Raw genomic sequence first — 12171 nt, forward strand, 5'->3', positions numbered from 1 at the left:
TTCCCTCAGAAAGACTTCATCAGGACCCGGTACCAATGTGCGCCTGAACAGGACGCATTTACGCCCGATGCAGCTCGCCGACCACAACCGGACGAACAGCAAATCGATGTCGCCGTCGATCTACACGGCGCTCGTCGATTCCTTGTTCGAAAACCCGATTCCGATGCTGGCCGGTGCGGTCTGCGCCGGGACCGGCGCAGTCATGACTGCGGTGAAGACCGGCAACCCTTTGCTGTGGCCATGCGCCGCCCTGATCATCGTCATTGGCGCTTTGCGGGCCCTTCAGCTTAGCCGCTATGAAAAGCGCGAGACCGCGCTGACGCCCGACGAGGCGATCCGCTGGGAATTCAATTACATGGTTGGCGGCTCGCTCTATGCAGCCGCGTTGGGCCTGTGGTGTTGGGTTGTTTTGCTTGGCAGCGATGATCCGGTCGCGCATATGCTGGGTACGGCAGTGACCGTCGCCTATATCGCGGCCGGCGCCGGCCGAACCTATGGCCGTCCGAAGATCGCGCAGTTGCAGGTGCTGCTGGCGTGCGGTCCGATGGCGCTGGCGCTGATTATCCACGGTGACTTCTACTATATCGGCTTTGCGTTTCTGAACGTCCTGTTCTTTGTCGGCCTGCGCCGGATCACGCTTCGTCTACATGACGTCTACGTCAAGGCGCTGCTGGCCACCGAGCGGGTCGGCTCCATCGCCGGCCAGTTCGATACGGCGCTGAACAACATGCCCAACGGCCTGTGCATGTTCGGCGCCGATGGTCGGTTGGCGGTGCTCAACAATCGCTTCACTGCGATGATGGAGATTTCAGAGGATCTCGTGCAGCGCGGCGTGACTGCTCGCGAAGTCGTTTCGCTCTGCGTCAATGCGGGGACGGTGTCGTCGGCCAGCGCGATGACCATCATCACCGAGATTGAAAGCTCGAAGGCGGCCGAAATCACGACCCTTGATCATGCCCACGAGAGCGAACGCGCATTGTCGTGGAAGTTTCAGCCGATGGTCGGCGGCGGCACGGTCGTTCTGCTTGAAGACATTACCGAGCGCCGCAATTCCGAAGCGCGTATCAGCCACATGGCGCGTTTCGACGAATTGACGGGGCTGCCGAACCGGGTCAGTTTCCGGAACGAAATCGGCCGCATGCTGAAGAGCTCGGACCAATCCACGCTGTCGGCACTGCTGTTCGTCGATCTCGATCAGTTCAAGCAGGTCAACGATACGCTTGGTCATCCATGCGGCGATCAGCTGTTGTGCATGGTCGCCGATCGGCTGCGCGAAATGTTGCGCGCGGATGACTTCGTGGCTCGTTTTGGCGGTGACGAATTTGTCGTGTTCCAACGTGCCATCAAGACAAATCATGATGCAGCCGATCTGGCGCGTCGCATCGTCGAACGGCTCAGTGAGCGCTACGAGGTCGACAATCATCAGGTCGAGATCGGCGCCAGCGTCGGCATCGCGTTGACGGAACCCGACGTCAGCGCTGACAACCTTTTGAAGAACGCCGATATGGCGTTGTATCGTGCGAAGGCCTCTGGCCGTGGCACCTTCTGCTTCTTCCGCGACGAGATGGCCCAGACGGTCGAGGCGCGCCGCGTGCTCGAACTGGATCTGCGCCAGGCGCTCGCCAATGAAGAATTCGAGATTTACTACCAGCCGCTGGTCAATCTGAAGTCGGGGCGCATCTCGACCTGCGAAGCGCTGCTGCGCTGGAATCATCCTGTCCGCGGCACTGTTTCGCCTGTCGATATCATTCCCGTCGCAGAAGACATGGGTCTGATCGTCGATCTTGGCCGCTGGATTTTGCGCAAGGCCTGTATCGAATGCATGAAGTGGCCGGACGCGGTCAGCGTCGCCGTCAATTTCTCGTCGCAGCAGTTTCATCAGCGCGATGTGTTGAGCGAGGTACGCTACGCCCTCGATGTGTCCGGGCTGCCGGCGCGTCGTCTCGAGATCGAGATCACCGAATCGTCGCTGCTGCGTAATACGCAGTGGACCCACGATGCCCTCGCGCAGCTTCACGCTGCAGGTTGCCGGATTTCGCTCGACGATTTCGGTACCGGCTATTCGAGCCTGAGCTATCTGCACAATTTCCCGCTGCAGAAGGTGAAGATCGATCGCTCATTCCTCGAAGGGATCGATACGGACCGTCCGTTGACGCTGCTGCGCGGCGTCGCGCGCCTCAGTGCCGATCTGGGAATGACTGTTGTCGTCGAAGGCATCGAGACCAACGAGCAACTTGAGCTGATCAGTGCCGACGGCACGATCAGCGAGGCCCAGGGTTATCTGTTCAGCCGCCCGGTGCCTGCGACCCGGATCAGGCAGCTCCTGGACGCGTCCCACGGACGTCGCGTGATCGAGCCCGGCGCCAATGTAGAGGCCACGCGCGCGCCGGCCTGACCAGCCGCGGGCCACACTCTCGAATTTCCATTTCCATTCGTTTCGCACGCCGAATAGGCCAAAAGGGTTAACCACATTGTGGCAGAACCTTTGACAACTTTTAAGAAAGCTTTAACCTTTCCTTACTCGCGTAGTCATGGCGTTGGTGCGTAGGAGACGGAATGATGGCTTCGGCCGATCAAGCGACTGAAGCTTCGAAGCGCAGCGATATTCTCGACCGGGTTGACTACCGTCTTGCCGAAACCGAAGCTGAGAAAGAGGCGATCTATAGCCTGCGCTATAGAGCCTATCTCCATGAGGGGGCTATCGAGCCTCGCGCGGATCGCCGTCTCGCCGACCGTTTCGATGATTTGCCGAATTCATGGACTTTCGGGATATTCGTTGATGGCGAGCTCGCCAGTTCGCTGCGCGTCAGCGTAGCGACGCCGGACAATCCGGAAACGCCTGCCGTCGATGCATTCGGAGACCTGTTGCGTCCCGAGCTGGACAAAGGGAAGATCATCGTCGACCCGAACCGCTTCGTGGCCGACCCGAACAACCGCACCAAGTTTCCTGAACTGCCCTATATGACGGTTCGGCTGGGCTATGTCGCCTGCGGCTATTTCAAAGCCGATATAGGGACGGCGACCGTGCGCGCCGAGCATCGCGCGTTCTATCGCAAGGTTTTCCTGCAGACGCCGATGTGCGAGCCGCGGCCCTATCCGACGCTGACCAAGCCGCTATGCTTGATGGCGGCCGACTATGCCGCGGTGCGCGAACGCATTTTCATGCGCTACCCACATTTCCGCTCCAGTCTCTTCGAGCAGCGGGCTCTGTTCGAGCGCAAGAGCGAGCCCCTGGCGCCGGATCTCCATTCATCCGAGTTCCATATCGCCCAGGCCGCAGTGTTGCCCCGCACCTGAAGGGGAAGGGGGCGACAGTCCCGTCGTCGGTCATTGCTGACTTTCTCAGCAGTCCCTGCAGCGGGATTCTGCCTAAAACCAGCTGCTTTCTCAGAACCTTCACCGTCGCGCCACATTTGCCAACCATTAACCACGTCGTTGCTTTTTCGCGGCCTGTGGCTTTTGATCGGTTTTGGCAACACCTCATCAAGGTTGACGGAACGTTCGCTTAACCAACGCCCTGTAGACCGAATGACAGTTGGGTAAAGCGTGAGCGTGGAGGCTCCGGGAATGAAGCATCAGATGCGTATCCTCCAGGGATTAAAACTGGCTGCAGTGCTGGCCGTGGCGCTGTCGATGGGCGCCTGCGCCAACAAGAATGGTTTGGGTGCCGATGGCGCGATGGCCAATGCCGCCACGCCGGGCAGCCAGCAGGACTTCGTCGTCAATGTCGGCGATCGCGTGTTCTTCGAGAGCGATCAGACCGAACTGTCGCCGCAGGCGATCGCGACCCTGGACAAGCAGGCGCAGTGGCTGCAGCAGTACAACCGCTATTCCTTCACCATCGAAGGTCATGCGGACGAGCGCGGCACCCGCGAATACAATATTGCGCTCGGCGCCCGCCGTGCCCAGTCGGTTCGCACCTTCCTGGCGTCGCGCGGGATCGATGCCAGCCGGATGCGCACCATCTCCTACGGCAAGGAACGTCCGGTCGCGGTGTGTAACGACATCTCGTGCTGGTCGCAGAACCGCCGTGCGGTCACCGTGCTGAACGCCGGCGCGTAAGCGACGTCTGATATCAAACAAAACGGCGTCTGCCCCCGGGGCAGGCGCCGTTTTTGTTTTCAACGGGCGCCTTTGTCGCTGTCGAAAGTCACATTTTTGGCGTAGTGAAATCCTCATCGTGATGCGCGCCAATGGGGCGCGAAACCGGTCATTTTCAGGCTCAAATGTCATCCAGATCTCATTCGCTCGCCGGCGCTGCACTCGTCTCCATGCTGCTCGTCACGGCTTCGCCGGTTTGGGCGCAGTTGTTCGGTCAACCGGCTCCCCGTCAGCAGGGCTACGGCCAGCAGTCGGGCGACGACGATGCCGATCAGGGCTTGCAGATCGAGCGGTTGCAGAACCAGCTGCGGCAGCTCACCGGCCAGAACGAGGAGCTGCAGTTCCGTAACCGCCAGCTCGAAGATCAGCTTCGGCAGTTGCAGGCTGGCGGCGCCCCGGCCGGTGCGCCTTCCAGTGCTGCCGGTGGCCGGCCCAATATCGCTGCCGCCCCAGTGCAGCAGGCGCCGCAGCCCGGTTACAATCAGCAACAGCCGCAGATCGCGGCTCCTGCACCAATTGCTCAGGATCCCGCGCCGGCTCCTCGCGCTGGCCGTCGTAACGATGCGTTCGATCCCAATGCGAACCCGAACGCGCCGGGCGTGCCGCGTGCACTCGGCGGTGGCCAACAGCCGATGCCCGCAAACGCACCGGTCGGTGCGCCGGGCGGTCGTGGGGCCGGCGAGCCGCTCCCGCTGGGCAATGCCGCCCCCGGCGGAGCGGCGCCAGCACTGACGACCTTGCCGCCGGGCGCGACCCCGAAGGACGAGTTCGATCTCGGCATCGGCTATATGCAGCGTCGTGATTATGCGCTGGCTGAAGAGACCATGCGCAACTTCGCCCAGAAATATCCCGGTGATCCAATGATTGCGGATTCGCAGTATTGGCTCGGCGAGAGTTTCTTCCAGCGCCAGAAATATCGCGATGCCGCTGAGACATTCCTGGGCGTGACTACGAAATACGACACCTCCGCCAAGGCTCCCGATGCCTTGCTGCGGCTTGGCCAGTCGCTGGCCGCGCTGAAGGAAAAGGAAGCCGCCTGTGCCGCCTTCGGTGAAGTGACACGGAAATATCCCCGTGCCTCGGCCGGCGTGAAACAGGGCGTGGACCGCGAGCAAAAACGCGTTAAGTGCTAGGTGATCGACCCGGACAATCAGCCGGGTCGCAACCGGTTCTGACGCGCATGTCCGACGACGACCAGTCGCCGATTTCGGCCCAGATGGCGAAACAGCTATTCGCTGACTGGGCGTCCGCGCCAGCATTGGTCCTGGCCGTGTCCGGCGGTCCTGATTCCGTCGCCCTGATGTGGCTCGCCGCGCGTTGGCGGCGTGCGCTCAAACGCGGCCCCGATCTTATTGCCGTGACCATCGACCATGGTTTACGACCTGAAGCGGCCCGCGAGGCCCGCGACGTGAAGCGGCTCGCGGCATCTCTCGATATTCCTCACCGCACTCTCCGCTGGACTGGCGCCAAGCCGAAAACCGGACTGCCTGCCGCGGCCCGCGATGCGCGCTATCTGCTGCTCGCCAAGGCCGCGCGCAGCGTCGGAGCATTCCATGTACTGACTGCCCATACCCGCGACGATCAGGCCGAGACCCTCCTCATGCGGATGGCGCGCGGCAGCGGCATTGCCGGCCTCGCGGGCATGGCGCGGCTGACCGAGCGTGACGGCATCCAGCTCGCGCGTCCCTTTTTGCACATCGCGAAGGCGCAGCTTGTTACTACGCTGACCAAAGCGAAAATCGACTTCGCGACCGATCCCAGTAATTCCGACCCAAGCTACACCCGCCCGCGGCTGCGGGCGCTGATGCCGGCGCTGGCGTCCGAGGGCTTCGATTCGCGCAATCTCGCCCGGCTGGCGACGCGGCTCCGGCGTGCCGATGCTGCGCTGGAACTGATGGTCGACGGGGCAGAGCGGTTTCTGGCACTGCACAGCCCGGGCAGGGTGCCCGAAGCCATCGATGCGGGAGCATTTGCGGGGCTGGCGGAGGAAATTCGCGTTCGGTTGTTGCTGCGGATGATCGATCAGGTCGGGCACGAAGGGCCGGCCGAGCTCGGCAAGGTCGAAACGCTTGTATTCGCCATGGTTCAGGCCACGCGATCGGGCGGGAAAGGTACTCTGCTGAAGCAGACGCTCGCCGGTGCCATGATCACGCTGACGCAGGACCGCCTGAGAATCGTTCCGGCGCCGCCCAGGCGTCGTCGCGCCGATTGAGTGCAAAGAGCTACCTGTGGCCCCACAGTACCTTAACCACCGTGGGAAAACCCTGTCAGCACTGCCATTATTTGAACCGGAAATGCGCGTAGATGCGTTAAATAGTCCATCCCAGTTCCCTTGGCAGCGCCCTCGGTCGCACCTAGATTGTATCCGACCGACCCAGGGTGAACCCTTGTGGCGACCCACAAGGGAATAAGGCCGCGATTTCGCGCGGCGACGAAGGAAGATCGATGAACGCGAACCTGCGCAATTTTGCCCTCTGGGTCATTATCGTTTTGTTGCTGCTGGCGCTGTTCACGCTTTTCCAGAATCCTGGTCAGCGCACCGCCTCGCAGGACATTTCGTTCTCGCAGCTCCTCACCGAAGTTGATCAAAATCACGTCCGCGATGTCGTAATCCAGGGTCCCGAGATTCACGGCACCTTCACCAACGGCTCCAGCTTCCAGACCTATGCCCCGAGCGATCCGACCCTGATCAAGCGTCTGTATGACGCCAAGGTCTCGATCACCGCGAAGGCTCCGGGCGACAACGTGCCGTGGTTCGTGTCGCTGCTCGTGTCATGGCTGCCGTTCATCGCGCTGATCGGCGTGTGGATCTTCCTGTCGCGCCAGATGCAGGGCGGCGCCGGCAAGGCGATGGGCTTCGGCAAGTCGCGCGCCAAGATGCTGACGGAGGCCCACGGCCGCGTCACCTTCGAGGACGTCGCCGGCGTCGACGAAGCCAAGCAGGATCTGCAGGAAATCGTCGAATTCCTGCGCGACCCCGGCAAGTATCAGCGCCTCGGCGGACGTATCCCGCGCGGCGTGCTGCTGGTCGGCCCCCCCGGCACCGGTAAGACGCTGATCGCGCGTGCGGTCGCGGGCGAAGCCAATGTGCCGTTCTTCACCATTTCGGGTTCGGACTTCGTCGAAATGTTCGTCGGCGTCGGCGCATCCCGTGTGCGTGATATGTTCGAGCAGGCCAAGAAGAACGCGCCCTGCATCATCTTCATCGACGAAATCGACGCCGTCGGTCGTCATCGTGGCGCCGGTCTCGGCGGCGGCAATGACGAGCGCGAACAGACCCTCAACCAGTTGCTGGTCGAGATGGACGGCTTCGAAGCCAATGAAGGCGTGATCCTGATTGCCGCCACCAACCGTCCTGACGTGCTGGATCCCGCGCTGCTGCGTCCCGGCCGTTTCGACCGTCAGGTCGTGGTACCGAATCCGGACGTCGTCGGCCGCGAGCAGATCCTCAAGGTCCATGTCCGCAAGGTGCCGCTGGCGCCGGATATCAACCTCAAGACCATCGCTCGCGGCACGCCCGGTTTCTCCGGCGCGGACCTGATGAACCTCGTCAACGAAGCCGCCCTGACCGCCGCGCGCCGTAACAAGCGTATGGTGACGCAGAGCGAGTTCGAAGAGGCCAAGGACAAGGTGATGATGGGCGCCGAGCGCAAGTCGCTGGTGATGTCCGAGGAAGAGAAGATGTTGACGGCCTATCACGAAGGCGGTCACGCCATCGTCGGCCTCAACGTCATCGCCACCGACCCGATCCACAAGGCGACTATCATTCCGCGCGGCCGTGCGCTCGGCATGGTCATGCAGCTGCCGGAACGCGACAAGATGTCGATGTCCCTGGAGCAGATGACCTCGCGCCTCGCCATCATGATGGGCGGCCGCGTTGCTGAAGAATTGATCTTCGGCCGCAACAAGGTCACCTCGGGTGCGTCCTCTGACATCGAGCAGGCCACGCGCTTGGCTCGCATGATGGTGACGCGCTGGGGCCTGTCGGAAGAACTCGGTACGGTGTCGTATGGCGAGAACAACGACGAAGTCTTCCTCGGCATGCAGATGAACCGTACCCAGGCGGTCTCGGAATCCACGGCGCAGAAGATCGACTCCGAAGTGAAGCGTCTGGTCGCCGAAGGCTATGACGAAGCGACCAAGATCCTCACCGAGAAGCGCGATGACCTCGAAACGCTGGCCAAGGGCTTGCTCGAATTCGAAACCCTCTCGGGCGACGAGATCACGGATTTGCTGAACGGCAAGAAGCCGAACCGCGAGTCGGTGCTGGAGCCGTCGGGCCCGCGCACCTCGGCTGTGCCGCCCGCTGGCAAGCCGCGCCCGCGTCCGGACGGTGGCCTGGAGCCGCAGCCGCAGGCGTAAAGTCGTCACACGCAAACATGCAAAACGCGGCCGAAAGGCCGCGTTTTTTGTTATCTGTAGCTCGAATGGAGCGAGGCCCGATGCGGGGACCACGTCCCACTTAAACCTTCCTCAAACTTCCATCGGCACTGTCGCCCGGCGCCCTTGATGCGCATTGGGGACCCTATGCCAGCGCCGCTCACGATGACTTCGACACCCGGGCGTGGCCCTGTTCCGCCGGCGCTGCTGATCGTCTGCACGATCCTGACGATGCTGCATCTCGCCTTCTTCCCGACCTTCTACGGTCGCGGCTGGATCTATGAAGACGGCCTCGGCTCGCCCACCGATTTCGTCAATGTGTGGTCTGCCGGGCGATTGGTGCTCGATGGTCATCCGGCTTGGGCTTATGACTGGGACATCCAGAAAAAGGTCCAGATTGCGGTTCTCGGTCAGAGCTATCCTGGCAATTTCGCCTGGCATTATCCGCCGCCGTTCCTGTTCATCGCGGCACTGCTCGCAAAGCTGCCTTATGCTGTAGCTTTTGCCGGCTGGGCTGCGGTCAGCTTCGTGCCGTATCTGGCGGCGATGCGTGCGATCGTCGGTCGTCCCTTCGGCCTTTTATTGGCTGCGGCTTTTCCGGTGGTGATGACCAACGGCCTTGTCGGGCAGAATGGATTTCTGACCGCGGCGCTGATCGGCGGCATGCTGCTGCTGCTGCCGACGCGGCCGATCCTGTCGGGAATCTGTCTGGGTCTGCTCAGCTACAAGCCGCAATATGGTTTCCTGTTTCCGCTGATGCTGATCGCAGCGTCGCAATGGAAGGCGTTTGTCAGCGCAGGCATCACCACCGTGCTGCTGGCCGCGGTGTCGTGGCTCGCTTTCGGCACCGAGAGCTGGCAGGCGTTTATTCACTGGATGCCGATGTTCTCGCAGGCCTTCCTCACCGAAGGCCGCGCGCCATGGGGCAAGATGCAGAGCATCTTTGCACTGGTGCGCTATTTCGACGGCAGCGAGCCGCTGGCCTGGACGTTCCAGTGGATCATGATTGGTGCCGTCGTAGCGGTGCTGGTGCCGTTGTGGCGCAGCAGCGTGCGCTATGAACTGAAAGCCGCTGCGCTGGCAGTCGGCGCCTTGCTCACGACGCCCTACCTTTTCCTGTACGACGTGATGGTGCTTGCGATTGCCATCGGCTTCATCGCCCGTATCGGTCTCGCCGAAGGCTTTCGCGGTCACGAACTGCCCGTGCTCGGCCTCGCAGCTGTGCTGCTGATCGTCTATCCATTCCTGGGCGCCCCCACGGGTTTTGGCGCAACGCTGCTGGTGGCAGCGTTGATCGCCATGCGCGTGCGGGAGTCTATTCGCCCCACGCGGAGTTCAGGATGATGCTGCAGAAATTCCCGCGCTTGTAGGTGGGGTCGCGGAGCGCCAGCACGTCAGCCTTCACGTTGCCAAAGGTCGTGTCCGGCTTGTGGATCGTCCCCGCAGCGAACGCATCGATGATCCCGTTCTTGAAGTCATGGCCACGTGGATGGCACGCGCAGACTTCATGGCGCTGATGTGCGGTGAAGGCCTCGTACTCAAGACCCAACACATCCATCTCGACACCCGCTGTCACGAGCGCCACCACGGGCCGCTTGTGCTTGGGAATGCCCGGTGTCGTGTGAAGCGCGATGGCGTCCCAGACATCGTCGATGTCGCGCTCATCGATACTGTGGCTGCGCAGAAAGTCCGCGGCAGCATTCGCGCCATCGACCTCGAAGCGCTCCTCCTCACTCGCATAGGGCGCCTGCAGACCCATGTCGTGAAACATCGCGCCGACATAAAGTAACTCGGAATCGACCTTGAGACCCTTGCGCTGCCCGGCGAGTGCGCCGAACAGGAAAACCCGATTGGAATGATGATACAGAAGATCGCTTTCGGTGTCGCGCACAAGCTGATCGACCTGACGGGCGAGGGCGCTGTCGGGCACTTTGATGCCGGCAATCGTTTTGCTCATGGGATGCTCCTTGCAGGGTTGTTGTGATGCGTCCGTTGTCGCCGGCGGGCGGTGTCCTCGCAATCACGCCGCGCCCTGCAAAGCTGCCATTCGCCCGTGATTTCCTGCCGGAAGGCGACTATCTGTTCCGTAACGCTTGGGTTCACTGCCATCGATGGAATGAAGCATCACCATGAAGACTGTTGCTCTTGCGATCTTTCCGGGCGTCCAGTCGCTGGACGTAGCCGGTCCGCTTGATGTGTTCATGGAGGCCAATGGCTTCGTCGCGCCGGGCGACGGCTACGACATCACACTTGTCGCTGCAGACTGCGCGCCGCTACGTGCATCGAACGGTTTGCGGATATCCGCCGATCTGGCGTTCAGTGATGCGAACAAACCCTGGGATTTGGTGCTGGTGGCCGGCGGGCCTGGCCTGCCGACGGCAGAGGCCGACCCGCAGCTTACAGAGTGGCTGGCCAATACGGCGCTCCAGGCGGGGCGTTACGGTTCGGTGTGCACCGGGGCATTTGCGCTTGGTCATGCCGGCCTGCTTGACGACAAGACGGTGACGACGCACTGGCAGAATGCGCCGCTATTGGCGTTGCGTTTCCCCAAGGCACATGTGGAGTTCGATCGCATCTATAGCCGCGATGGCGCGCTGGTGACGTCGGCCGGTGTCACCGCAGGGATCGATTTGGGTCTCGCGCTGGTCCAGGAAGATCATGGCGCGGATGTCGCCCTGGCCGTAGCCAAGCGTCTGGTTGTGGTGGCGCAGCGCCAGGGTGGCCAGTCGCAATTCAGTCCCTATCTGGTACCGCCGGCCGAGCCGGATTCACCGATTGCGCGAGTCCATGCCCATGTCATGGCGCATCTGCGTGACGCGCACAGCGTGGATGAACTGGCCGATGTGGCGGGCATGAGCGCGCGCACCTTCGCGCGGGTGTTCAAGCTCGAGACCAAAATGACGCCGGCAGATTTTGTGGAGGGCGCCCGGATCGACACGGCACGCAACCGCCTCGAAGGCAGCGATCTGCCGCTGAAGGTGGTGGCTTATGAATCCGGTTTCACCACCGCCGAACATATGCGTCAGGTCTTCGTGCGGCGGCTGGGCCTGACACCCAGCCACTATCGGGCCAGCTTTCGCACGGTCTGATCCGCTCAGGCGAGTTGCAGCGAAGAAATCGGATCGCTCGCAGGAAAGCTGTCCATCAGCGCTTCGTTCAGCATTTCGTCGAGGCGCGCCGGGCGATCTGCTCCGTCGTCTCGAACGCCGTGAGCGCACCCGCTCGCTCTACGAAAGCGTTGAAGTTGATCCTTTCAGTGGTCGTCATCAGGTCGCGCATCGCATCCTCCATCGGTTGATCACGATGTTCTGCGCTTCGCGGTGCTCGGCGGCAACGAATCGCATCGTTCAGAAACCGCCAACGATCCCGCGGTTTCCGCCACACAAGCGGTTGTCCACTGAACCAACAGCCCTACCGAATTTGTTGCGTTCGGCTTCAATGCCCGCTTGACACTTCACCGCGGGTCACACCAAATGTAGATGTCACGGTCCGCCCTGTCGCAAGACTTGGTGGCTAAGAGGGAAGCCGGTAAAGACGCTGTTTTGCGTCATATTCCGGCGCTGCCCCCGCAACTGTAAGCAGTGAGTCTGTTTCGATTGAAGTCACTGATGCGCAAGCATCGGGAAGGCTGAAACAGACATTGACCTGCGAGCCAGGAGACCTGCCGCGACACCAGAACGTCCATGGGCG

General features: G+C 61.8%; 10 protein-coding genes and 1 riboswitch. Of the genes, 8 read left to right on the plus strand and 2 right to left on the minus strand.

Annotated features, from left to right (window positions below; all coding sequences use genetic code 11):
• Positions 1 to 67: 67 nt before the first annotated feature.
• From AB7828_RS26845 to AB7828_RS26875, 7 genes are all read left to right on the plus strand, one after another.
• A complete protein-coding gene (locus AB7828_RS26845) occupies positions 68 to 2395 on the plus strand; it encodes a putative bifunctional diguanylate cyclase/phosphodiesterase (protein ID WP_089261975.1) in 2328 nt (775 codons plus the stop codon).
• Between the two features lie 161 nt (positions 2396 to 2556).
• Positions 2557 to 3297, plus strand: coding sequence for an N-acyl amino acid synthase FeeM domain-containing protein (locus AB7828_RS26850; RefSeq protein ID WP_374725695.1), 741 nt, complete (start codon positions 2557 to 2559; stop codon positions 3295 to 3297).
• A gap of 270 nt (positions 3298 to 3567) precedes the next feature.
• On the plus strand, positions 3568 to 4062 hold the full coding sequence (gene pal / locus AB7828_RS26855) for a peptidoglycan-associated lipoprotein Pal (RefSeq protein WP_068733555.1): 495 nt from the start codon (positions 3568 to 3570) through the stop codon (positions 4060 to 4062).
• 164 nt (positions 4063 to 4226) lie between these two features.
• Positions 4227 to 5234 carry a tol-pal system protein YbgF gene (gene ybgF, locus AB7828_RS26860; RefSeq protein WP_441231645.1) on the plus strand — a complete coding sequence of 336 codons (1008 nt, stop codon included), beginning with the start codon at positions 4227 to 4229 and terminating at the stop codon, positions 5232 to 5234.
• Between the two features lie 47 nt (positions 5235 to 5281).
• A complete protein-coding gene (tilS, locus tag AB7828_RS26865; protein ID WP_441231646.1) occupies positions 5282 to 6313 on the plus strand; it encodes a tRNA lysidine(34) synthetase TilS in 1032 nt (343 codons plus the stop codon).
• Positions 6314 to 6546: 233 nt separating this feature from the next.
• Complete coding sequence (gene ftsH, locus AB7828_RS26870) at positions 6547 to 8463, plus strand: ATP-dependent zinc metalloprotease FtsH (RefSeq protein WP_089261969.1); 1917 nt, start codon at positions 6547 to 6549, stop codon at positions 8461 to 8463.
• A gap of 165 nt (positions 8464 to 8628) precedes the next feature.
• On the plus strand, positions 8629 to 9825 hold the full coding sequence (locus tag AB7828_RS26875; protein WP_441231647.1) for a glycosyltransferase family 87 protein: 1197 nt from the start codon (positions 8629 to 8631) through the stop codon (positions 9823 to 9825).
• On the opposite strand, the gene AB7828_RS26880 is transcribed toward AB7828_RS26875, so the two are convergent.
• Positions 9797 to 10438, minus strand: a complete 642-nt coding sequence (locus tag AB7828_RS26880) for an HD domain-containing protein (protein ID WP_441231648.1) — start codon at positions 10436 to 10438, stop codon at positions 9797 to 9799. The two genes, AB7828_RS26875 and AB7828_RS26880, sit on opposite strands and share 29 nt — an antisense overlap.
• A 172-nt stretch (positions 10439 to 10610) precedes the next feature.
• On the opposite strand from AB7828_RS26880, the gene AB7828_RS26885 reads away from it, so the two are divergent.
• Positions 10611 to 11570, plus strand: coding sequence for a GlxA family transcriptional regulator (locus AB7828_RS26885; RefSeq protein ID WP_441231649.1), 960 nt, complete (start codon positions 10611 to 10613; stop codon positions 11568 to 11570).
• A gap of 67 nt (positions 11571 to 11637) precedes the next feature.
• Here the strand turns inward: AB7828_RS26885 and AB7828_RS26890 are convergent, their stop codons facing one another.
• Positions 11638 to 11760: a hypothetical protein gene (locus AB7828_RS26890; RefSeq protein ID WP_441231650.1), complete on the minus strand. Its 123-nt coding sequence runs from the start codon at positions 11758 to 11760 to the stop codon at positions 11638 to 11640.
• Positions 11761 to 11949: 189 nt separating this feature from the next.
• Positions 11950 to 12164: riboswitch (cobalamin riboswitch) on the plus strand.
• The last annotated feature ends 7 nt before the right edge of the window (positions 12165 to 12171 follow it).

The organism is Tardiphaga sp. 215_C5_N2_1 (assembly GCF_052076055.1).
GTDB lineage: Bacteria > Pseudomonadota > Alphaproteobacteria > Rhizobiales > Xanthobacteraceae > Tardiphaga > Tardiphaga robiniae.